General features: G+C 56.7%; 23 protein-coding genes. 11 read left to right on the forward strand and 12 right to left on the reverse strand.

The genetic code is table 11. From position 1 onward, the window contains the following. Positions 1 to 31 precede the first annotated feature (31 nt). A complete protein-coding gene (locus tag QXU72_01380) occupies positions 32 to 1,366 on the reverse strand; it encodes a TldD/PmbA family protein (GenBank protein ID MEM0493899.1) in 1,335 nt (444 codons plus the stop codon). Then, the gene (locus QXU72_01385) at positions 1,366 to 2,811 is read right to left on the reverse strand and encodes a TldD/PmbA family protein (protein MEM0493900.1); all 1,446 of its coding nucleotides are present in this window, start codon (positions 2,809 to 2,811) and stop codon (positions 1,366 to 1,368) included. The genes QXU72_01380 and QXU72_01385 overlap by 1 nt, the downstream gene beginning before the upstream one ends. A 78-nt stretch (positions 2,812 to 2,889) precedes the next feature. On the opposite strand from QXU72_01385, the gene QXU72_01390 reads away from it, so the two are divergent. After that, entirely contained in the window at positions 2,890 to 3,543 is a 654-nt protein-coding gene (locus QXU72_01390; GenBank protein ID MEM0493901.1) for an adenylate kinase, read from the forward strand. On the opposite strand, the gene QXU72_01395 is transcribed toward QXU72_01390, so the two are convergent. Genes QXU72_01395 through QXU72_01430 form a run of 8 tightly spaced genes read right to left on the reverse strand, consistent with a single transcriptional unit; the run spans position 3,506 to position 8,981 of the window. Then, a complete protein-coding gene (locus QXU72_01395) occupies positions 3,506 to 3,991 on the reverse strand; it encodes a hypothetical protein (protein ID MEM0493902.1) in 486 nt (161 codons plus the stop codon). The two genes, QXU72_01390 and QXU72_01395, sit on opposite strands and share 38 nt — an antisense overlap. Further along, on the reverse strand, positions 3,984 to 5,219 hold the full coding sequence (locus QXU72_01400; GenBank protein ID MEM0493903.1) for a DUF58 domain-containing protein: 1,236 nt from the start codon (positions 5,217 to 5,219) through the stop codon (positions 3,984 to 3,986). The genes QXU72_01395 and QXU72_01400 overlap by 8 nt, the downstream gene beginning before the upstream one ends. Next, positions 5,219 to 6,181, reverse strand: coding sequence for a MoxR family ATPase (locus tag QXU72_01405; GenBank protein MEM0493904.1), 963 nt, complete (start codon positions 6,179 to 6,181; stop codon positions 5,219 to 5,221). Before QXU72_01405 ends, QXU72_01400 begins: the two co-directional genes overlap by 1 nt. 22 nt (positions 6,182 to 6,203) lie before the next feature. Continuing rightward, positions 6,204 to 6,476, reverse strand: coding sequence for a hypothetical protein (locus QXU72_01410; GenBank protein ID MEM0493905.1), 273 nt, complete (start codon positions 6,474 to 6,476; stop codon positions 6,204 to 6,206). A 2-nt stretch (positions 6,477 to 6,478) separates the two neighbouring features. Continuing rightward, a complete protein-coding gene (locus tag QXU72_01415; protein MEM0493906.1) occupies positions 6,479 to 7,360 on the reverse strand; it encodes a DUF4129 domain-containing protein in 882 nt (293 codons plus the stop codon). Next, positions 7,360 to 8,259, reverse strand: a complete 900-nt coding sequence (locus QXU72_01420; GenBank protein MEM0493907.1) for an ArsA-related P-loop ATPase — start codon at positions 8,257 to 8,259, stop codon at positions 7,360 to 7,362. The genes QXU72_01415 and QXU72_01420 overlap by 1 nt, the downstream gene beginning before the upstream one ends. Before the next feature lie 28 nt (positions 8,260 to 8,287). Further along, on the reverse strand, positions 8,288 to 8,782 hold the full coding sequence (locus QXU72_01425) for a methylated-DNA--[protein]-cysteine S-methyltransferase (protein ID MEM0493908.1): 495 nt from the start codon (positions 8,780 to 8,782) through the stop codon (positions 8,288 to 8,290). Further along, on the reverse strand, positions 8,772 to 8,981 hold the full coding sequence (locus QXU72_01430) for a hypothetical protein (protein MEM0493909.1): 210 nt from the start codon (positions 8,979 to 8,981) through the stop codon (positions 8,772 to 8,774). The genes QXU72_01425 and QXU72_01430 overlap by 11 nt, the downstream gene beginning before the upstream one ends. A 59-nt stretch (positions 8,982 to 9,040) precedes the next feature. Between QXU72_01430 and QXU72_01435 the strand changes: the two genes are divergently transcribed. From QXU72_01435 to QXU72_01470, 8 genes are all read left to right on the forward strand, one after another. Further along, positions 9,041 to 10,189, forward strand: a complete 1,149-nt coding sequence (locus QXU72_01435) for a glycosyltransferase family 2 protein (protein MEM0493910.1) — start codon at positions 9,041 to 9,043, stop codon at positions 10,187 to 10,189. A 78-nt stretch (positions 10,190 to 10,267) separates the two neighbouring features. Beyond that, entirely contained in the window at positions 10,268 to 10,837 is a 570-nt protein-coding gene (locus QXU72_01440; protein MEM0493911.1) for a hypothetical protein, read from the forward strand. 12 nt (positions 10,838 to 10,849) lie between these two features. After that, entirely contained in the window at positions 10,850 to 12,394 is a 1,545-nt protein-coding gene (locus tag QXU72_01445; GenBank protein ID MEM0493912.1) for an acyl-CoA carboxylase subunit beta, read from the forward strand. Between the two features lie 8 nt (positions 12,395 to 12,402). After that, positions 12,403 to 12,555 carry a hypothetical protein gene (locus QXU72_01450; protein MEM0493913.1) on the forward strand — a complete coding sequence of 51 codons (153 nt, stop codon included), beginning with the start codon at positions 12,403 to 12,405 and terminating at the stop codon, positions 12,553 to 12,555. Between the two features lie 9 nt (positions 12,556 to 12,564). Beyond that, positions 12,565 to 12,921 (forward strand): biotin/lipoyl-containing protein, encoded by a 357-nt coding sequence (locus QXU72_01455; protein ID MEM0493914.1) that lies wholly within the window; start codon positions 12,565 to 12,567, stop codon positions 12,919 to 12,921. A gap of 97 nt (positions 12,922 to 13,018) precedes the next feature. Next, a complete protein-coding gene (locus tag QXU72_01460; protein MEM0493915.1) occupies positions 13,019 to 13,660 on the forward strand; it encodes an MBL fold metallo-hydrolase in 642 nt (213 codons plus the stop codon). A gap of 15 nt (positions 13,661 to 13,675) precedes the next feature. Further along, positions 13,676 to 14,758 carry a hypothetical protein gene (locus QXU72_01465; GenBank protein ID MEM0493916.1) on the forward strand — a complete coding sequence of 361 codons (1,083 nt, stop codon included), beginning with the start codon at positions 13,676 to 13,678 and terminating at the stop codon, positions 14,756 to 14,758. Beyond that, positions 14,751 to 15,380 (forward strand): hypothetical protein, encoded by a 630-nt coding sequence (locus QXU72_01470; protein MEM0493917.1) that lies wholly within the window; start codon positions 14,751 to 14,753, stop codon positions 15,378 to 15,380. The genes QXU72_01465 and QXU72_01470 overlap by 8 nt, the downstream gene beginning before the upstream one ends. On the opposite strand, the gene QXU72_01475 is transcribed toward QXU72_01470, so the two are convergent. Together QXU72_01475 and QXU72_01480 are read right to left on the reverse strand one after the other, a co-directional pair. Further along, positions 15,373 to 15,792, reverse strand: coding sequence for an Lrp/AsnC family transcriptional regulator (locus QXU72_01475; GenBank protein ID MEM0493918.1), 420 nt, complete (start codon positions 15,790 to 15,792; stop codon positions 15,373 to 15,375). The genes QXU72_01470 and QXU72_01475 overlap by 8 nt on opposite strands. Before the next feature lie 29 nt (positions 15,793 to 15,821). Further along, on the reverse strand, positions 15,822 to 17,282 hold the full coding sequence (locus QXU72_01480; protein ID MEM0493919.1) for a hypothetical protein: 1,461 nt from the start codon (positions 17,280 to 17,282) through the stop codon (positions 15,822 to 15,824). A 165-nt stretch (positions 17,283 to 17,447) separates the two neighbouring features. Between QXU72_01480 and QXU72_01485 the strand changes: the two genes are divergently transcribed. Continuing rightward, positions 17,448 to 20,147 (forward strand): ABC transporter substrate-binding protein, encoded by a 2,700-nt coding sequence (locus tag QXU72_01485; protein ID MEM0493920.1) that lies wholly within the window; start codon positions 17,448 to 17,450, stop codon positions 20,145 to 20,147. Between the two features lie 241 nt (positions 20,148 to 20,388). After that, positions 20,389 to 21,462: an ABC transporter permease gene (locus tag QXU72_01490; GenBank protein MEM0493921.1), complete on the forward strand. Its 1,074-nt coding sequence runs from the start codon at positions 20,389 to 20,391 to the stop codon at positions 21,460 to 21,462. Positions 21,463 to 21,464: the final 2 nt, after the last annotated feature.

The raw sequence follows: 21,464 nt of genomic DNA on the forward strand, positions 1-21,464 counted from the left end.
CGTGTAAAGAAGAAAGCAGATTAGCGGTTCCCTAAGCCGTGTGCTTCGAGGTGTTTACTTCCCTGAAGAGGATGTAGGGGGTTCTTGTGGGGATGTCGACCTCCCACCAGTGTATATCGTAGACTTCTTTACCGATGGCGGCGATGTTGGTGATCATGCGAGGCAGGGCGTCCGCTATCCTCATCTTCCTTGCTGCGCCGACCACCTCGCCGTTCCTCACGATGAGTGTGGCGTCTCTAGTTATCGTCGAGAAGATTCCCTCCACGTAGTTCTGGAGCCGGGTGTACCAGTTGTTCGTAACTATAAGGCCGTTTTTCACCTCACGCAGCATTTCTTCGAGAGAGTGCTCTCCGGGTGTTACTTCAATCGTCCAAACCCGCGGTAGGATTAAGCCGGCGTTTCCTGTGCTGCTTGCACCGAACTTGGAAGCTGTTTTCGAGTTGTGGAGTATGTTCCTTAGGACTCCTTTCTCGATTATGGGCTTCGTGTACGTAGGTACACCTTCATCGTCGAAGGCCGTGGAGCCCGGTAGCTCAGCATTTCTTGGCGCGTCAATGATCGTTAACGCGTCAGAGGCAACTTTGTCTCCAACATCCTTGTTGATGAACATTGAAGCTCCCATGAGTATTGACGACGCGCTCGCCATCTCGGCCACAATGTTGAAGAGGTTTCCAACAACCATGGGTGAGAGAATGATATCGTACTTGCCGGGTGGCACTTCCTCCTGGCTTCTGCTCTTCACCGCCAGGTCTGCCGCGGTAGCTGCAACCTCTTCGATCCTCTTGATGTCGTACCTCCTGCTTCCTAACGCCCACTGCCCAGAGCCCTCGCCGGCGAACGCCCTAATGTACATCTTCAGGCTCGTACCCTCTTCCTCAAGCTCAACCCCCTTGCTAGTGGCCAGAGCTTTCCTCTCGAGCGCCACCTGAAACATTCCCGCAAAGTGGTCGATCGGATGCCTCCTCGCAGTCTCGACTATAGCCTCGCTTACGCCGGAGGGGTCGTGCAGGACCTCGAGGAGCTTTTTGTCCACAAGCCCCTCCAGGGGCTGAGGCTTAGGAGGCTCCGGCAGCGGTGCGTAGAGCATGGAGGGAGGAACTTTCGTGTGAAGTGCGTGGAGCTCCGCTATGATGCGCGCCGCCTCATCGGGTGAGGATAAGGGCACGCTTGTTCCGAGTATGCGCTGCTGCTTAGCCAGGTAGACGTGCGCTGTCCGCGTGGACCACCTCTGAATCACGCTAGGCTCGCTGTTGGCGAACTTCACCATGATGCTCTCTACGGACTCTGCGAGAACAGCCGCTTCTTCGAAGCCGGCTCTCAGAGCGCTATCCCTCAGCTTGATTGCCGCCTCGATGAGCTGGGTCATTACGCGATCACCCTCAGCTGGATGTTTCTCAATCTAACGTTAGGTCCGCCGAACCACACGGGGACACCCTGCATCGGCTCACCCTTGCCGCACGTACCTGCGTAGAACGCGAGGTTCCTATCGGCGGCGTCCACGCTGCTGTAGAACGTCTTCGTAGTTATCTCGAGAACGGGGTTCTTCACCAGCCCCTTCAGCTCCCCGTTCTCAATTAGGTACGCCTCTAGGCCACCGTACCTCTGGCTCCACCGCTCGTCATCGATGTTCCACTCCATGTAGCTCTTTATATAAACGCCGTACCTTACCCCCTCGATGAGCTCCTCGAGCGTGTGGTCTCCAGGCTTAAAGTACGTGTTCGCCATCCGTATTATCGGCTCGCTCGCGTAGTCCATCGCGCGCGCAGCAGCGTTGCTGCGAGTCTTGAAGACGCGCGCCGTCCACCTGTTGTGCAGAAACTCGTTTATCAACCCCTCCTTGTAGAGGTAGCGGGGGCGCGCCGGTACCCCCTCGTCGTCGTAAAGGTAGAAGCCGTTACTGCCTGGAATAGTGGGGTCGTCTATCACAGTGGCGTTCTCATTCCCGATCCTCTGCCCGAGCATGCTAGGCTTGATGAAGCTTTTACCTGCTTGAGCGGCTTCTCTTCCCAGAATTCTGTCAGCCTCACTCGGGTGACCGCAGCTCTCGTGAACCATCAAACCCACGATCTCACTCCCCACGACGACGTCCACCGGTCTATCTGTGGGTGGTGCTTTAGCTTCTAGGATTATTTTTTCGAAGGTTTTCACATCCTCGGGAAGGTAGCCGAGAACGTTCCACTTTTCAAACCACTCGTAACCTCCGGAAGCAGCGTGGGAGAAGAACCTCTGAACAGTCCCTTTCGAGGGTAGAGTGACCACCACGTTGTACCAAACGGAGACGCGGGGAACGCGGCTCCGTATGAAAGCCCCATCGCTGTTTGCGATAACCTTCTCCTCAACGCTCTCCCCGATCGAAGTAGTGAGTGTTGCTACACGCGCCGTTTTAATCGCCGCGCTAGCGTGTTTCCAGAGGTCGGAGCAGTAACTGACCTTCTCCTCGATGCCGACGTCCTCAGGCCTCTTCTTCTCGATAACCTCGTACGAGGCGCGACCTACTTTCTCCTCGCTGAGCTCTATCGGGCTGCGCATAAGCCTGCCGTGGCTCCTAGCCTTGCTAAACGCTTCCTCGACTGCCTTCTTCACGGAATCCCACTCGAGCACGTTTGTGGAGGAGAAGCCCATAGCCCCGTCGGCTAGGACTCTGACTCCGATTCCTTCACTGAAGCTCTTCTCAGCACCTATGACCTCACCGTTCCTGGAAGCGAGACTGCTCCTGGAGGTCCGGTGGTACCTAGCTTCGGCGTACTTAGCTCCAAGACTCAGAGCGTAGTCCACTGCTTTCAAAACTATGTCTTCGTGCTGCCAAGGCATGCACCCCTGCCACGCTTTCCGAGTAAATATTCTTTGCTCAAAACGAACCTTTTTAGGCGTTAGGAGAGCTGATGCGCGATGCGGCTCGTACTCATAGGTCCTCCTGGCGTCGGCAAAGGCACGTACGCGCAGGCGATTTCGCACCAGTACAGGATACCGCACATCTCTACCGGGGATATCTTCAGAGAGGAGGTGAAGCGGGGCAGCGAGCTCGGTAGAGCGGTTAAGGTCTACCTTGAGCGCGGCCTCCTGGTGCCCGACGATATCGTCATAGAAGTCGTTAAGGCGCGTCTATCGCGGGAGGACTGCAGGGAGGGTTTCATACTGGACGGCTTTCCCAGAACTGTGCAGCAGGCGGAAGCGCTTGAGGCCTTTGCCCCTCCCGACTTGGCGATTAACTTCACAGCGGACGATAACGTGATCGTTGAGCGGCTAAGTGGAAGGAGAGTCTGCCCGCGGTGCGGCGCCATATTCCACGTCAAGTACATGCCGCCACGCTTCCCAGGCCTCTGCGACAAGTGCGGAGCACCTCTGATCGTCAGGCACGATGACAAACCCGAAGTTATAACGGAGCGGTTGAGAGTCTACCGAGAACAGTTCACCCCCATAATCGAGTTTTACGAAAAGCGGCGGCGCCTCGTAACGGTAGTCGCGAACGAGCAAGCCCCTCAGGTGATCCCCAAAGTAATCGCACTCATCGAGGAATGGAGGAGGAGTAGGAATCCCTCCTGAGCGCCTCTGCGACGGTGAAGAGGTAAGTAAGCAGGGCTGCTACCGCTACTAGGGCAACGATGGGGGAGAGGGCTCTCGGAAGCATCTCCCTTACTAGCAGAGAGGGCGCTGCGATCATCAGCGCAGCCGCGTACACTAGAGTTACCCTGTGCAGCAGGGGGCCCGACGCTTTTCCGCTCGAGTACAACCATAGCGCGTCGCGAAGGGCGAGTAGAGCAACTGAGCAAACGTAGGCAGCCAGGAAGGCACTCTCGCTTAAGGCAGCTACCGTCACTAAAAGCGTGAAGCTTACTGCGACGATAGCATCTCCCAGTGCCACGTTTCTCAATCGAAGGGAAGCGAGGGAGCCGACCAGTCCAAGCACCGTGACGATTAGAAGCGCGTAGAGCGCAGTCTCCCCGCCGGCAGAGCCCGCTGCCAGGCTTGCGTAGTGTGCACCACTAAGCAATCTGCCTCACCACCGCTATTCCTCTACGTCCTCGGGCTCCCGTCCAAAGCCAGATGCTCCGCCCAGCGAGCCTCCTCAAGACACCCTTCATCCACACCTCTGTTAGCCTTTCAGCAACCTCTTCGTCTCTCAGGCTCGAGAACGGATTAACGGCTACGTAGATAGTACGGAAGCCTAGCCTTTCCAGCTCCCCGGCCACTGCGGTTCCCTGACGTTCCACGAAGGGTGAGACGAGGATCACCAGAGAGCCGGTGGGAGAGAGGAAGGGAACAACCTTAGCGACAATATCTCTGGGGTCGGCGACCTGCCTGTGGGGGAGAACGTGCACGCTCGCTAGAGATGATAGTAACCTGAGGAAGTGGCCTTTACCGAAGCCCGGCTGCACCCAGTCCCGGTACCAGCCCACGACGAGCAGCGAGACCCTGTGACCCCTCTTGTGGAGGTAGGCTGTGATCGAGGCTGCGGCAGCTACGAGATCCTCGAGTAGGTTTTCTGTCAACGCTCCCAGCAGCCGTCTCCCCGGCACCTCTAAAACTACGAGAACACTCGCAGAGCGCTCTTCAGCATAAAGGTTCACCATCAGCTTCTCGAACTTCGCGGTGGCTTTCCAGTTAACACGCCTGAGGCTACTACTCCTAGCCTCGCTGAGCTCTATGAACTCAAACCCTTCACCGCCCCTCTTTGAGGGGAAGTCCCCGAAGCCCGGCAGTGTTACGGACTGCCTCAGGGGTAGCCAGAGGAGCCGCTGAACCGGGGGGAGAACTACCACGCTTTCAGCTTCGGGTACATCCCTGCTGGCTGGGAGCGTCAGGAACTCGTCCCATGCTCTCACGGTTAGGGGTCCAAAGTCAAACCTACCTCTCCTCGCGGCGTAGACCCGGTAGGAGAGCTGTTTCACTTCACCGGGCCTGAGCACGACCAACTGCCTTGGCGATCCAGCGGAGACGGGCAAGCTCTGAGGCACTCTGTCCTCTACTTCCGCGAGCACAGTGCGAGAAGAAACATTCTCGACTACTAGAGTTACCGGAAGCTCATGGCCCAGGTTGACTCTTCGAGAAGGTAAAACCCTCTTCACTCTCAGTGCATCAGCGATTCCCTCACGTGAAGCAAGCCCCGCTAAGAGGGGCAGAAGCAGGGGGGCAGCGAACAGCGACAAGTACCACTTCTGGGTTAACGCAGAGAGCAGTAGAACTCCCGAAGCTAGCGGGAAAGAAACCCTCGCGCGCATTACGCCCTCTCACTCGATCTGTACTCTCTCGGAACTTCCACCTTGCTTACAACCTCTCGCACTAGGTCTTCAGCGCTGAGCCCCCAAGCAAGTCCTTCAGCCCGGAGAACCAGCCTGTGGGCGAGAACCTCAACAGCGAGCTCTTTCACATCGTCAGGTAGCACGTAGTCGCGTCCCCTGATCAGCGCGAGCGCTCGAGCAGCTTTCATCAGCGTCTCGGAACCCCTCGGGCTGGCGCCCACCGCAACCTCCCTCAGCTCTCTGGTTTTCCTGGCTATTGAAACAATGTACTCGAGAATCGAGCTGTCGACGTAGACTTCCTCTACTTGCCGCTGCAGCTCCAGGACCTCTTCCCTGGAGAGAACGCTCTTCACCTGCGGTGAATCCTGCCTCCTCAGTATTCGCCTCTTAAGTATCTCGACTTCCTCCTCGAAGCTAGGGTACCCTATGCTCACCTTCAGCATGAACCTGTCAAGCTGAGCTTCTGGGAGAGGGTAGGTTCCCTCGTACTCGATCGGGTTCAGCGTCGCTATAACCATGAAAGGCTCATCCACCTTGAAGGTCTGGCCATCGACGGTAACCTGCCTCTCCATCATGACCTCGAGCAGGGCGGCCTGCGTCTTCGGCGGCGCGCGGTTGATCTCGTCGGCAAGCACAACGTTCGCGAATACCGGTCCTCTCCGAAACTTGAATTCCCTCGCCGTGGGATCGTAGATGAAACTCCCCGTGATGTCAGCGGGAAGGAGGTCTGGCGTGAACTGTATTCTCTTAAAGGCGAGGTCGGTGGCTCTGGAGAAGGTCAGCGCTAGCAGGGTTTTCGCCATGCCGGGATAATCCTCTATCAACACGTGACCTCTGGCTAGCAGTGCAACGCAAAGTCTCTCAATAACTCGCTGCTTCCCGACGATGACCTGACCGACTTCCTCGAAAAGCTTCTCGAAAGTTTTACCGTAGTCTCTCACGTTTCACCGCCGGGCTTATGCGCTATTCAAATATCATTTTTTCCAGCTCTACATCGTCCTTAGCTTCCTTCACCGCCTTCACCAGCTCGTCGAGAGCGCTCTCATCCCCTTCTTCCACGCTCAAACCCACCGCTCTCGCTCCAAGTGGACGCGCGCTTTCCGCAAGCAAGAGAGCGGCAAGCAGTGCTAAAGTGATCCAGGCCGCGGAGATTAGCTGAGGCACCTGCAGGGAGAGCAGGGACATCGCTACCGTTAAAGCGCAGAGCGTGGCAGCGATGATCCGAGGGCGCAGCATATTTACACCACTTGCTCGCGAGAGAGCGCCCCGGAGATTTCAGATAAGGCTTCCTCCGCGGCGAGCTTATCCTCCGAGGTTACTGCGTGGTCGCTGTACCTGGCTTTCTCGAACAAGTTGGTAAGGGTGGTTAGAGCTTCCTTAGGTAGCCACGGGAAAGCGGTGTTGGCGCCCGCCATTATCTCCCTCGCGGTCATGTAACGCGTCACGGTAAAGCCCCTCTTCTCGAGGATTCTGCAAAAATCTTCGTATAGAGAGCATATCACCGCCCTAAGGTCCTCGCCCGCCCTTAAGCGCTCTAGCGCTACGGCTGCCACCTCTTTAACCTCTGCCGGACTCTCTGCGCGGCTGTAAACCTCCTCTTTGTACCTCAGCATGGCGACCGCAATCGCAACGATAGGGATCACGGCCAGAACTGCAGCCAACGCTGTGAGAGGTTGCTCGATAGTCCCGGCGCCCGCTGCTGAAGACACTAGCATAGCGGAGGTGGCGTTGGACAGCTGCTCTGTCATGTTCTGCTGCACTGCTCCGGGAAGACCTCCCACTTCTTCCACGCCAGCTGTCTCAGCTTCTCTTCTGAGCAGAAGCGCCAGGGCTATGAGGATCAGGAAGAGCACCTGAGTTAGCAGAGCGCTCCTCACGCGCCCCCAATCCTCAGCTTCTCGAGAGTAGGGCCGCCTTCTGAAGAGCTCGCGTAAAACGCTCGCTATGTAGCTGCTGTTGAGAGTAACACCTATGGAAAACATCGCGAGAAGAGCCACTCCAAGAATCTGCAGAGCCGTTGAGACATCCACCTCTCCCTCTATGCGCGCAGCGGAGGCTCCCGACGCCAGCGCTAAAGCTGCAGAAACGAAGGTCATCGCCAAGACGGTTGATCTACGCATTAACAGTCACCGAGCTTCGAGGCTTTTACAACTTCGCAAACCACCTCCTCTTTGAGAAGCCCCCTCAACTCCTCAACACCGCGTGGTGAGCTCTCAAACAGGGGGATTCTGAAGAGAGGCGAGGAGACCGGTATTGATCCTCTCAGCTTCCTCTCTATCTCGCGGCTCTCCTCCCTTCTCTCGTCAAACATGTTCAGGAATACCCCTTTGAGCTCGATACCGGCTACCGAAAGCTCTCGAATAACTTTCACCGCTACCGCGTAGTCCACGGGCATAGGTCTAGTCACGAGGAACGCTATATGGCTCTCGGACTTCAGAAACTCCAGCACGTCGTGGGCAAGCTTCCTCCATGATTCGATCAGCTCCAGCGGTTCCGCGGCCCCGCTTCGAATCCTCTCGATAACGCCCTTCACCTTCAAGTACATCTTCGCCGCCTCGCTTAGGTGATCGTAGAACTCTTTCTCGATCTTCACCATACGCAGTCCTCCCCCTGTCGCCATCGTATCCCACACGAGAGCGTCGTAGCCACCTGCTCTAGCTTTCTCGTAAACGTAGTAGAGCGTAAACTCTTCCACGATACCTGGCGCACCCGCAACGTAGTCGATTACCTCCCTTCCCACGGGAAAGATGCTGGACGCTACACGGTAAACCTCGTCACCGAACCTCTGCTTCCACAGCTCTATTATGCTATCCTCAGTCAGCTGCTCAGCGTAAAGGTTCTCGGCGACTTTCACGGGGGCTGAAGGCACGTCTACAGCTAGCACGTCGGGGAGGGAGGGGACGAAATCCGTGGAGAGCAAAAGGACTCTATACCCTTTCTCTGCGAGCCTAACAGCCACCGCGCTTGAAACCGTGGTCTTTCCAACACCCCCCTTCCCCCAGAAACTTAAAACCCTCACCAAGGATACCCCACTCTTACAGCTGCTTTCACAGGGTTCTATTAAATTTTGTAAGAGCGCCTTCTATCATAAGGAGGAGTCTTTTTCTCTCAGCGCCGAGAGCGTAGCCGCCCAGGCTACGCGAACCAACAACTCTGTGGCAGGGTATCAGCACCAGGACGGGGTTTCTCCCGAGAATCCGCCCCACTGCTCGCGGAACTAGACCAGTTCTCCTCGCTAGCTGCCCGTACGTGGATGTTTCGCCGTAAGGTATCCTAAGAACTTCTCTGAAAACTCTCGAAGAAACCCCTTCCTCGGGTAGCCTGGGCCGGTAAGAGAATACGCGTCTTTCACCGCGCAGGTACTCCTGAAGTTCCTCCAGAAGGCTAGCCGCTAAATCTCCTCCCGCTGCGGGCTCCGCTATGCCAGGTAAGGGTGTGCGCGCGAGGAAATCTTCGGTGTGGAGAAGGAGCACTTCACGCTCGCGAACGGCTGCGCACAGCTTACCTAAGATTGTTTGCGCGCAAGCGACCTCAACGCTCACTTAAGAACACCTTTATGTAGTCTCCCACGACGGAAACCCTGTACCTTCTTTCAATGACTTTTAGGGCCTCTGTTACTTCTTCGCGCGAGTAACCCTTGGCGATCAAGTCCTCGATGAGAACCCTGCCAACGTTATTTACCGCATCCCTGGCTGCGAGCTCAACTATGATCTCGGCGAGCTCTAAAACGCGGTGCTCCACGCTCCAGCACTACCAACGTGTCTGCTAAAAGTTTTTAGGGGCCCGTATTTTCTCGTGGCGTGTCTGCTGAGAGCCTGGCTGTAGTTACTCACGCTGCCCAGGTGCCTCGCGTCTCGATCATTATCCCTGCTTACCGCGGCGATAGCAGGCTGATAGAGCTGGCTAAAAGGGTTCTAGCCGACCCGTACCCGGCGAAAGAGCTCGTAATCGTGCTGGACGAGCCCCTGGCTAGCGTGGCTCAGCAGCTGGCTGAGCTGCAGGGCTGCAAGCTTTTGATAAGCCCGGTGAGGATGGGGAAAGTTAGAGCGCTCAACAGAGCTCTTAAGGAGTCTAAGGGGGATATCCTCATCCTCCTCGACGATGATGTTCTCATCGAGGATGAGGGCTTTATCTCGAAGATCGCCAACTCGATGAAACGCTACGATCTAGCAGATATAAAGAAAGTTATTGTTGGTGACTCTCTTCTAGCTAAGCTCGTCTACATCGAGTACGTGGCGGTGAACTTCGCGAGCAAGCTCATGGCGAAGTACGCTGGCAGGACTTTAGCAATCAACGGCGCAGCTTTCGCGATAAAGAGAGAGGTTCTCGAGAAGCTGGGAGGTTTCCCCGCTACTCTCACGGAGGACTTCGACCTCGGCTTAAAGTGCTTTATAAGCGGCTGCAGCTTCACTTATATCGAGGAAACACACGTTTTGAACTTTCCTCCAGATAGCTGGGGGGAATGGCTCAAGCAGCGGAAGCGGTGGGCTGTCGGCGTTGCCGACTGGCTGAGAAGGAACTTCCACGCCATCCTTACGGCGGTGGTGGCTGCGCCGCACATCATCATCCCTAGCCTGCTCCTACTCGTTCCCTCTATAGCTACTTTCGCACTCACACTGGCTCTCTACAACTTCAGCGTGTACAAGGCTCTCTTGCTCGCACTCCTCTTGCTTGCTTCAGCCGTCTCCCAGGTGATCCCAGTAGCCACGGCCCTGACTGTTAACGTTCAGCTCCTGTACCTCGTGACGACAACACCCCTACTTGTAGCTCTCGCAGTCTTCGCGCTATGGCACGCAGCAGCTTCCAGAAGCCTTGGCCTCCGCTCAAGAGTGCTCTACTACCCGCTGTACCTCTTCGTCTACCAAACGCTGTGGCTGGTAATCCTGCTGGCAGGCTTCTTCAGAGTTATCGTTTTCCGAAAAACTAGCGTAGACGACTGGGTAGTGTAGACGGTTTCTCGACTAGAGTCGAAGACAACCTCGACAACGCTTAAATACCACACAGGTGCAGCACCCTGCAGCACCTGTATGACGCTCGTAGTACGCTCAGCAAGCAAAGCCTTCATCGTGCCTAATCCCCTGCTCTCAGCAGATAAGTACCTTCACTCCGCAGCTAACGTGCTTTGCCTCAATCCGATCATGGCTCCCGCGATAGAGGTGGGGGGCGGGGACCTTTTCCTCGAAACCGACACACCGGTGCTTGCAGCTGTAGCGGGAGAGGCTGATGTGAGCGCCGATGGCCGGAGAGTATCTTCGTGGGCGGCTGTCCGCTTCACTCGAAGCCTGGAGGTTCACGCAGGGAAGAAAGCTTACGTGTCTATTAAGGGGCTTCGCAGCGAGGCGGAGGGTAGAGCCCCCCTGCACAGCGGCCACTCTCTAGCTCTCAACTCGACCGAGCTGGACGGTGTCGAGCCGCGCTTGCTTGCGGCGCTCAAGGCTCCCCCCTCCCTTAGGGGCGACGGAGGGGATTGGCTGCAGGCAGCTTCGAGGCTGCAGAGGTACCTTCAGTTCCTAGCGGATATCGTCCAGAGAGGTGCCGAGCTGGTGCGCGTAAACCTGGGAGGAGTTGAGTACGAAGCTTGGGTTCTCGAGCTCTAACAGGGACCGCTTATGAGCGATAAGCTAGCGCGTCTACTTGAGCTCAGGAAGAGAGCTGAGGTTGCCGACCCAGCCGCTGCGCAGAAGCTGCGAGAGCAGGGTAAGCTCACGGCGTGGGAAAGGCTCAACCTGCTTCTCGATAGGGACTCCTTCGTTCCGATAGGGCGCTTCGTCCTGCACAGGGCTACGGCATTCGGCATGGAGTCTAGGAAAGCTTACGGGGACGGCGTGCTAGCTGGTCTTGGGACGGTTGACGGCAGAAAAGTGGCCGTGTACGCCCAGGATTTCACGTTCATGGGAGGTAGCGTAGGCGAAATGCACGCCTCTAAGATAGCTAGAGTGATCGAGCTCTCGCTGAAGATGGGCATCCCGCTGATTGGCCTCAATGAGTCGGGCGGTGCGAGGATACAGGAGGGTGTAGACTCCCTCAAGGGCTACGGCGAGATATTCTACAGGAACGTGCTCGCGAGCGGAGTGGTTCCTCAGATCGTCGCCATTCTCGGGCCCTGCGCCGGCGGCGCGGTTTACTCTCCGGCGCTGGCCGACTTCATAATCATGACTAGAGGCAGCTACATGTACATCACAGGCCCTAAGGTGGTGAAAGCCGCTGTCGGCGAGGACGTTACTCATGAGAGTCTCGGAGGAGCCGAGGTTCACGCCTCGAAGAGCGGGGTGGCGCACTTCGTCGTCGAGAGGGACGAGGATGCTATCCGCCTGATCAAGAAGCTTTTGAGCTACCTGCCCAGCAACAACGCTGAAGACCCACCCTTCCTTGACACCGGCGATGACCCGCTCCGGGAGGACGCGCAGCTGGACAGCGTGGTCCCCGACGACCCGGTGAAGCCTTACGACGTCCGCGAGGTCATCTCTAGAGTATTCGACGCGGGCTCTTTCCTCGAAGTGCACGTCCACTTCGCTCCCAGTGCGGTTGTAGGGTTCGCGCGGCTCGGAGGTTTCCCGGTCTGTGTAGTGGCTAACCAGCCGGCTTACATGGCTGGAAGCCTCGACATCGACTCGTCCGACAAGATTTCCAGGTTCGTGACCTTCTGCGACGCGTTCAACTTCCCAGTGATAACGTTCGTGGACGTACCTGGTTTCTTGCCGGGCACTGTCCAGGAGCACGGCGGAGTGATACGCCACGGTGCCAAGATCATATACGCCTACTCCGACGCCACCGTCCCCAAGCTCACCGTGATTCTGAGGAAAGCTTACGGCGGCGCTTACATCGCGATGGGCAGCAAGCACCTTGGCGCTGACTACGTCGTCGCGTGGCCCTCCGCCGAGATCGCGGTAATGGGACCGGAAGCAGCGATCGAGATAATCTACAGGAGGGAGCTCGAGAAGGCGCCTAACCCAGAAGAGTTGGTGAAGCAGTTCGCCGAGAAGTACAGAGCCGATATTGCGAGCCCGTACTACGCGGCTTCGAGGGGCTACGTCGACGACGTTATACAGCCTCGCGAGACCAGGCCCTGCCTCTACAGGGCTCTGCTGCACTTGCTTGACAAGAGGGAGAAGCTCCCGCGCCCCCCGAGAAAGCACGGCGTCCCTCCGGCATAGTGGTCACCATGCTGACTGGCAAGAGAGTGGTTATCCTCGCCGCGGTGATAGCTTACGTCAGGTCAAAGCGCTTGAAAGCGTCCCGCAGGGTAGAGCCCCGAAGCGTCTCGGGCTGGCGCTTGGCGAGAGTACTCGACATGGTGGACCCAGCGTCCCCGTGAGGTGGTTAAGTGAAGAAGCGTTTCCTCGTCGTGATGGATGGGGAAGCCTACGAGGTGGAGGTGGAGATCCCCGAGGGAGCAGCCCCCCTCGAGGCAATGCTCTCGGTGTTTCAAAGCGGCGTGGTCCGCAAGGTGGAGCCCCCTCCTTCGGGCAGAGGAGTCGTGCGCGCACCGATAACCGGTAGAGTCGCAGAGCTGAAGGTGCACAAAGGGGCGACCGTGCATAGGGGTGATCCGCTCGTCCTCATCGAGAGCATGAAAACCATCGTGGAGGTGAAATCCGACGTTGACGGCGTAGTCGAGGATGTGATGGTGGAGCAAGGCGCCGCCGTCAAGCAGGGGGATCCTCTGCTCAGGATCTCGTAGCTGAAGAGCACCCTCCTGGGGTTCAGGCTCCCTCTCGCTCGTGAACCGCCGGATAAGGATATAGGTCTGGCTCGCTCAGAAAGCCCGGTGCAGGGCTGTGGAGCTTAACTACGGGGAGCTCACTATAAGGAGGCTTGCTCACGCAGCCTTCAGGGTTTCTGGCGCCGGTAGAGTAATCTACATCGATCCTTTCCGCATCGCGCAGGCGCCGCGCGACGGCGATATTGTTGTGTGCACCCACGACCACTACGACCACTGCAGCCCGGAAGACGTGCGCAAAGTTGCTAAGCCCGGTGCGACCATCATCGCCAGCGTGAACTGCGAGAGGAAGGTGAGGGGTATGGGCTTCGAGTACAAGCTACTGAGACCAGGCGACACGGTGGCTGTGCACGGTGTCGAGATTAGAGCCGTCCCGGCCTACAACGTTGGGAAGCACTTCCACCCTAGGGATTACCACGGGATAGGGGTTCTGATCAAGCACGCGGGAGTAACTATCTACCATGCAGGTGACACCGACTTAATCCCCGAGATGGAGCAGCTCCGCGGGCAAGTCGACGTAGCCCTCCTACCCGTCAGCGGAGTGTACGTGATGGACGCGGCGGAGGCTGCTAAGGCAGCTCTCCTCATCCAGCCGAGGGTAGCGGTACCTATGCACTACGGGGAGATAGTGGGCAGCGAGAGGGACGCGGAGGCTTTCCGGAGAGCGCTTGAGGGGCGAGTGCGCGTCGAGCTTCTCTAAGCCGGGGACCGTAAAGTGATGGAGCGCTACCCCTTCTTCAGAGGCGGCAGACTCGAGGGGTTTGTAAGGACGTACGGCGACTACCTGGAAGTCACGCGACTGGAGCGGGAGGACGTGTACCTTTGGGAGGGGCGGGTCGGCGTCAGGTACACAGGTGGATCACCGTTCTTCAAAGCGTGCTACGAGCCTCCGACAGCCCCCTCCTCGGCTTCCCTCGACTCGCTCGAGGAGAGGTTGAAGCGCGTAGCAGATTCCATTGGGAGCAAGTTGGCTGGGCGCAAGGTCATGGTAGACTTCAGCGGGGGTAAGGACAGCACGCTAAACCTTCTCCTTCTCAAGGCGCTCAGCGAGCGGGTGAGCTTCCAAGTGGTTCCCGTCTACGTTCACATGCCTTTTCTCGAGCCTCCCGAGAACATAGACCACGCCCAGTGGATAGCTGGGAAGCTCGGCTACGACTTGGAGGTTGTGGAGCCGAGCAGGCAGCAAATCCTCTTCTTCCTCCATAGGCACGGCCTGCCCCGCCGGGGCCAGAGGTGGTGCACATACCTGAAGATGAGAGCTCTCCGCGAGGCTCGGAAGAGGATATCGCCTAGCTACGAGGCAAGAGCGGAGAGAGTTGCAGAGTCCGGGAAAAGGGCCGAGTGGCTCTCGAGAGCTTACTCTAAAGCAGCCTTCCTTTCCGGTGCTTCTCTGAACCTCGTCTACGACTTGGGAATCGAGCAGGTAGCTTCGGTGCTGCGGGAACAGGGGCTTGTCCACCCACATTACCTGGATGGTTTACCAAGGGTCTCCTGCTCTCTCTGCCCCTACCGCAGTCTGTACGAGCTTGAGCTATCGTCGCGGTACCCTCTAGAGGATGAGGGTCTAGTCGAGCACGTAGCCTCCTCACTCTACAGGAGATTCTACTCGGTTCGCGTAAGCTGGGAGGAGTTTTGGAGTTACCGGCTGTGGCGCTTCCCTCCCTCTATAGCGCTAGCTAGGCTCGAGGAGCGTGCGCACACGAGGGTCGAGGACAGTCTTTCCCTCGAGGAGGCTCGAGAGATGTTTAGAAGTATATGGACCTCCAGCGCGGCGTCCAGGGTCGAGGACCATGGGTAGAGGCTTGTGGAGCGAGCTCCTTGCGGAGCTGGTGCTAGAGCTTGAGGGATTCGAGGTGGTTAAGCGCCAGGAGAAGATACTGCGCGGGGGTGAGGAAGTGGGCGAGGTCGACATAGTTGCGAGAAAGGGGAACGATCTTTTCGCCGTCGAGGTGAAGTCCGGTAAAATCAGTGTCGGCGATGTAAGGCAAGCTTACACGAACTCCGTTCTACTGGGTTTCAAGCCGCTCCTTATAGCTAGGGGCTTCTCGGACAAAGCGGCGGAAGAGCTCGCGAAAGAGCTGGGTGTCGAGGTGTTCCTGCTGCCCGAGTACTTCCACTTCGTGAGCATGGAGGAGCTCACCGCTGCTATCGAGCAGGCAGTGGTCAGGGTCTTAGACCAGCTAGTGCCGGCTCAGGTAGAGGCTTTAAGCAGCGAGGACATCCTAGTTCTCGAGGCACTAGCGCTAAGCAGCGACTTCTCCGAGGCGGCTAGGCGTGCGAATTTCAGTGAAGCTGATCTGGGAAAGAGGCTTGACGAGATGAGAAGAAGGGGCGTACTCACACGCGTAACAGGCTTTGCGGCACTACGCCTTCAAGCTAAGCTTATTCTGCTCGCTCGACGCGCGCTGAAGCCTACTTAAGCCTCTCCAAAACTATCGCGGGGCATACTCTCTTAACTCCGCTCATGCTCCCTATCTCATCCACGATCTTTTTCAGCTCCATGCTGTGGCGGGCCCACACCTCCACCATTATCATGTGGTCACCTGTAGTCACGTAAACGGCCGCAGCGTAGTCTTTTTTCGAAAGCTCTTCAGCGACTTTCAGCACGTGATCCGACTCCGCGTCCACGCCGATGAGAGCTACACCGTTGTACCCGAGCTTCTTGGGGTCAGCGACCACCGTGTACCTTTTGATCACACCCTCCCTCTCGAGCTTGCTCAACCGCTTCTTCACAGCGACATCGCTGATTCCGAGGATTTTCGCCATCTCGGTAAGTGTTCTCCGCGCGTTCTCGGAAAGCAGCCTAACTATCTCGACATCTTTCTCGTCCATACCCTCTCGAGAAGTGGTATGAGCGCAAATCACCTATAAACGTGTACTGCTTTCGGGTAGCTGCGCCTCCTCCTGAAAGCAGCTAGAATCAGCGAGGCGAAAATCACGAGCGCGGGGGAGAGAAGAAGGAGGGGGACGTTCCTCTCCAGCCAGCGCTGCACCAGAGTCCCGAGCTCTACCTTGCTCTTGTACTCCCCCGCGACAACCTTCAAGGAAGTTTCCCTCCACTTGAAGGTGGTTACTGTAGGCTCCAGCGGCCTTACACTTAGAAGGACGTTGCACGGCTTCTCCTCTACGATACCAGGTATGCTCCTCCACCCGTAGAGAGCTCGCTCCATGGAAACTGCAAGCTGGGAGTGGTTCAAAAGCTCGAGCTGCGTAGTGTTCAGAGGGTGCATGGACCACGCTTTCCCGGCTCCATCTTTGACTCTAAAGAGGGAGTTGTTGCCCCAGAGGAACAACGCTCCTCCGCGTGCGCTAACTGGCATGAGCTTGAAGTTGTCCGCCTCGAGAACCTCTACTCGAGATAGCTCGAAGCTCCACCCGTATTTCTCGCTCAGTGTCAGCAGCACAGGAACTTTAACGCCTTCCTCGACCTCCGTCATCCCGAGAGCTTTTAGGACTCCGCCAGCGTAGTCGACCGAGACCAGGAAGGTGCTGCCGAAACCCTTGAAGGATCGGAGCCACACGAGCCCCCCAACGTCAGATACTCTTACCGCAAAACCGCTGTAGCCGTCTAAAGTAGTGGTGCCTACCACTACTAGATCGCCGTCTACGACTATTGCATCTTCAGGGGTTTCCGCGCCGGCACCTCCGACCGCGTAGCTCGCCTTCACGCGCAAACCCTCATCGAGAACGAGAACCAGTATATCGCTCTGAGAGACGTTGTAGGCCCAAGTTTCGCCTACAAGCACGATCAGACTACCGCTTCGCAGCACTCGGCGGGGGAGGTCAGGGTAGCCAAGGCTCCCGTAGCACGCGTAAGTCTTTACCAACCCGCTGCTTGACAAGCGAATAGATAGAACGTCCGAGTCCCCCGCGTAGCGGCTTGCGTACACGTACCCTGTGAGGATGAGCTCGTCTTCATCTAATGCTATTCCGTCAACTCCGTAGAAGCTGGCATTAGCGCTGACAGAGAAGGCAGCGTAAGAGTTATCGTAGTTTAAAAGCACCGCAATCGCTTGCGGAACCCACTCCTCGCCGACCATAAACCCAAAACCTACCGCACCCTGCGGTGTCGGTTTCACGCTCAGTATTGCTCCTGCGCCGGGGAGTGCCAGGAGTGTGACCTCCCCACCTTTCACTACCCCCAGCACGGGCTGTCTAAAGTACCCTCTGCCTAGATAGCCCCCGAAGAAGATCCTCCCATCCTTCTCGATCGCTGCTAGGACGGAGAGCTCTGCTGGCTGAGCTTCAGCTAGGGTTTGACCCGCGAGGAGAGCGAGCAGGAGCGCAAAAAGGCTGGCTGCGAAAGCATTCCTCGATTTCATACGCTTTCGCGCAGACAGCAGCCTAATAAGCCATCGCTTTTACGAAATCTACTTAAATAGCATTCCTAGATAAGATATATGTGAAGTAAGTTTAAGGTGAAGCGCGTACAGCAGTCTTTGTAGTAAGGTTTAAATTTCTGACGCCAGGAAAATACAGCGACAACGATGAGAAGCAAGCTAGCCATAGCACTGGTCATAGCTTTAGTCCTTTCGGCAGCCTGTGGAGTTGTTCTCGCACAACCTCAGGGCCCCTGGGTCGACGAGGTTATCTTCTTCAGGGAGCCCGACCCTGCGAAAGTTGTGGACATGCTTGTTAAGGGTGACATGCACATCTACTTCAGCGATGTGCGTGCAGACCCCGCGCTTCTCGAGAGGATAAGGACGGAGCCGGCTTTAGGCTACAAGTATTCCTACGGCTTGTACTTCGAGCTCACATTCAACCCTGTTGGCCCAGAGTTCCCGGCTACGGGGAAGTTGAACCCCTTCAGCAACCCGCGGATTAGAGAGGCCATGAACTGGCTGGTAGACAGGAACTACATCGTGAACGAGATCATGGGCGGCTTCGCTAGGCCCAAGCTCCTACCGATAGTGTCAGCCTTCCCCGACTACGCTAGGCTGGCCGAAACCGCCAAGCTGCTGGAGGCCGAGTACAGCTACAACTTCGAGAAAGCGAAGGAGGTAATTTTCGAGGAAATGGTCAAGATGGGTGCAGAGTTCAAGGAAGGCAAGTGGTACTACAAGGGTGAACCAGTAACAGTAACCTTCCTGATCAGGGTTGAGGACCAGCGGAGGGCTATCGGCGACTACGTTGCAAGCCAGCTGGAGAAGCTCGGCTTCACGGTCGAGAGAAGGTACGGGAGAAGCAGAGAGCTCGCTCCCCTGTGGATCGCCGGGAACCCGGCAGACGGCAAGTGGCACATCTACACGGGAGGCTGGATCACCACGCTCATCTCTAGAGACGATGCCGATAACTTCGGCTTCTTCTACACGCCTCTAGGCGCGTTGGGCCCGCTCTGGAGCGCTTACAAGCCCGACCCCTTGTTCTACGAGGTAGCTACGAGGCTCTGGAACAGAGACTACAAGACTATAGAGGAGAGGCAAGAGCTCATGGCCAAGGCCGCTGTGATGGCTCTCAAGGACTCCGTGAGAGTGTGGCTCGTCGACCAGATCGTGCCCTGGGTCTACAGGAAGGAGGTCTCCTGCGCTGCCGACCTGTCCTCTGGCTTCGACAACTACCTCTGGCCCATGACTCTGCGTTTCGTCGACAAGACTGGTGGATCCGTGAAGATCGGAATGAGGGAGGTGCTAGTCGACCCCTGGAACCCTGTGGCAGGCACAAACTGGATCTATGATGCAGTCATCATATGGGCTGTTAACGATTACTGGCAGAGGCCTAACCCGTACACTGGCTTGCCGATGGCGAACAGGCTGGTTAGCGCCGAAGTCTACGTGGAGAAGGGTGTGCCCACCGCAGCCAGCAGCGACTGGCTTAAGCTAACGTTCGTGGATAAGGTCGAGGTTCCCGCGGACGCTTGGTGGGGCTACGACGTTGCGACCGGCAAGGTGATCACTTCCGGCGAAGCTGGTGTAAAGGTTGCTAAAGTTAAAGTCGTGGCTAACTACGGTAGCGTGATCGGCAAGATAAAGTACCACGACGGAACGGTGATGAGCCTTGCAGACTGGCTTATCGGCTGGCCTTTAACCTTCGCTAGAGTCGACCCGAAGAGCCCGCTGTACGATGAATCCGCGCTCGAGGCTTTCAACGCTTGGAGGAGCGTGTTCGCTGGCTGGAGGATTGTAAGCCAGGATCCGCTGATCATCGAGTACTACGGTAACTACACAAGCCTCGACGCGGAGTACATCGTAGGGTACTTTGCCGGCTGGCCTGCTAACCCGTGGCACATGCTCGCAATCGGTATCAGAGCTGAGGAGAAGGGCCTGCTCGCCTTCAGCTCCGACAAGGCTGACAAGCTGAAGGTCGAGTGGATGAACTACATAGGCGGGCCGAGCCTCGAGGCCCTCTCCAAGATGCTCGACGAAGCGATCGCGGAGAGCTACATACCCTTCAAGGAGTACTTCAGCAAGTACGTAACGCCTGCTGACGCGAAGAGCAGGTACGAGGCTCTGAAGCGCTGGTACTCGGAGCGCGGCCACTTCTGGGTTGGCAACGGTCCGTTCTACCTCTTCAAGGTGGACTATACCGCCGGCCAGGTGATTCTGAGAGCTAACAGGGAGTATCCCGACAAGGCTGACCGCTGGGCTTTCCTCGCGGAGCCTCCTATCCCTGAGGTCAAGGTGACACCGCCGGAAGCCGTGGTGCCTGGCCTTGCTGCGGAGTTCAAGGTTAGCATCACGTTCAAGGGAGCCCCCTACCCCAACGCCAGAATGGACTTCGTCAGGTACCTCGTGATGGACGCGGCTGGAAACATCCTTGCGAAAGGCTCTGCTAGCCCTGCTGCAGAGGGCGTCTGGTCAATCAAGCTGAGCGAGGTAGATACCGGCAAGATGACGCCCGGCGGCTACAGGATCATGGTTATAGCGCTGAGCAGGGATGTGGCCATGCCGGCGACTATCGAAGCACCGTTCATAGCTACCTCACAGATAGCTTACTTCCAAACGCTCCTCGCAGCAGCGAGAAGCGCTCTAGAAGCTAGAATAGGTTCGCTCGAGGCCGGCATAAGCGACGTTAACAGGAAAGTTGGAGCTCTCGAGTCGAGTGCTGCCGCGCTCCAGAGCAACCTGACCATCGCCATAGCTCTCGCTGTGATCGCGCTGCTACTGTCAGCAGCAGGTATCGCAATGGTATTCAGGAAGCCCAAGGCAGCCTCTCCAGCTGGAGAAGGGACTGTAGCTAAGACCGCCTAAAGTTCAAGCTTTAAAATTTTCTCTTTTTCTCTACCTTTTCCACTTCTCTGCTTTGAAACTTTCCGAGCAAGTCCAACTAACTAGGTAGGAATATCCAGATAAGTTTAATAAACTTTAATAATAAAGGCGGGCGCTCTCAAAACAGCTTATTTTTTTTGAAGATAGTTTCCTTTCTCTGCTACATAAAACCTTTAAGGCCCCTGTTTGAAGGCGCTTGTAGACAACGAGCTAGGTGCACGGTATGGTACCGGCTTCCTTGAAAGGCTTCCTAAAGTACAGCTTGATACGAGGTTCTATCCTCTTCCTCACGGTTGTAGCGGCGATATATTTAACCATAGTCATCGCGAACATGGGCGGCAAGGTAGATGAGATCGTTCTCAGTGAGCTACGCATGGCTATAACGCAGAGGGTGAACATGGACCCCCAGTACAAGAACTTGCCTGCCCCTGAGAGGGAGAAGCTGATCGAAGCTATGCTGGAGAACGAGAAGAAGAGGCTGGGCTTGGACACACCCTTCTTTGTGAGGAGCTTGATTTACCTGAAAGACGCTATTACTCTTGATCTCGGTAGAGCGTTGTACATGACCAGCGACTCGGGATCGAGGCTTGTCAAGAACATTATCCTCGAGAGGTTACCCGCGACAGTCCTTCTATTCACAACTGTTACCGTCATCAACTTTTTTATTCACCTGTTTCTCGGCCTCTACCTGTCTAGGCACTACGGCAGCTTCTTCGACAAGCTCACAGTGGCGCTCGCGCCGACTTCGGTGATACCTGGCTGGTTCTACGGCATTCTCCTGATCCTAATCTTTTACACGTGGCTTCACGTACTGCCACCCGGCGGCTTCGTCGATGTCCCGCCACCCGAGGAACCTGTGGCTTACGCTCTGAGCGTGCTTAAGCACATGATACTGCCTATGGCAGCTTGGATCATCTCCGGCTTCTTCCTGGGAGTCTACGGCAACAGGACTTTCTTCCTCATATTCTCAACCGAGGATTACGTTGAAGCGGCTAAAGCGAAGGGCCTGCCACCCCGCCTCATCGAGACAAGGTACATACTTCGCCCCACCCTGCCGCCCATAGTAACGAGCTTCGCGCTCACGCTTATAGGCTCGTGGGGTGGCGCTATAATCACGGAGACCGTGTTCAACTGGCCCGGTCTCGGCCTCGTAACTTACGAGGCTATCTCGAGGTTTGACACCCCAGTAATCGTCGGCATAACCGTGATCTACGCCTACTTACTGGCAGCGACGGTCTTCATACTCGATATAATATACGGGCTGCTGGATCCCCGCATCAAGGTCCGTTTCGGCTGAGG

This window comes from Thermofilum sp. (assembly GCA_038741495.1).
GTDB lineage: Archaea > Thermoproteota > Thermoprotei > Thermofilales > Thermofilaceae > Thermofilum.

Bases quoted from the DNA above. Each gene is read 5' to 3' on its own strand.
- QXU72_01410 (MEM0493905.1), bottom strand. From the start codon at position 6,476: ATGCTGCGCCCTCGGATCATCGCTGCCACGCTCTGCGCTTTAACGGTA.
- QXU72_01485 (MEM0493920.1), top strand. From the start codon at position 17,448: ATGAGAAGCAAGCTAGCCATAGCACTGGTCATAGCTTTAGTCCTTTCG.
- QXU72_01480 (MEM0493919.1), bottom strand. From the start codon at position 17,282: ATGAAATCGAGGAATGCTTTCGCAGCCAGCCTTTTTGCGCTCCTGCTC.
- QXU72_01415 (MEM0493906.1), bottom strand. From the start codon at position 7,360: ATGCGTAGATCAACCGTCTTGGCGATGACCTTCGTTTCTGCAGCTTTA.
- QXU72_01400 (MEM0493903.1), bottom strand. From the start codon at position 5,219: ATGCGCGCGAGGGTTTCTTTCCCGCTAGCTTCGGGAGTTCTACTGCTC.
- QXU72_01380 (MEM0493899.1), bottom strand. From the start codon at position 1,366: ATGACCCAGCTCATCGAGGCGGCAATCAAGCTGAGGGATAGCGCTCTG.
- QXU72_01440 (MEM0493911.1), top strand. From the start codon at position 10,268: ATGACGCTCGTAGTACGCTCAGCAAGCAAAGCCTTCATCGTGCCTAAT.
- QXU72_01470 (MEM0493917.1), top strand. From the start codon at position 14,751: ATGGGTAGAGGCTTGTGGAGCGAGCTCCTTGCGGAGCTGGTGCTAGAG.
- QXU72_01385 (MEM0493900.1), bottom strand. From the start codon at position 2,811: ATGCCTTGGCAGCACGAAGACATAGTTTTGAAAGCAGTGGACTACGCT.
- QXU72_01490 (MEM0493921.1), top strand. From the start codon at position 20,389: ATGGTACCGGCTTCCTTGAAAGGCTTCCTAAAGTACAGCTTGATACGA.
- QXU72_01390 (MEM0493901.1), top strand. From the start codon at position 2,890: ATGCGGCTCGTACTCATAGGTCCTCCTGGCGTCGGCAAAGGCACGTAC.
- QXU72_01450 (MEM0493913.1), top strand. From the start codon at position 12,403: ATGCTGACTGGCAAGAGAGTGGTTATCCTCGCCGCGGTGATAGCTTAC.
- QXU72_01475 (MEM0493918.1), bottom strand. From the start codon at position 15,792: ATGGACGAGAAAGATGTCGAGATAGTTAGGCTGCTTTCCGAGAACGCG.
- QXU72_01445 (MEM0493912.1), top strand. From the start codon at position 10,850: ATGAGCGATAAGCTAGCGCGTCTACTTGAGCTCAGGAAGAGAGCTGAG.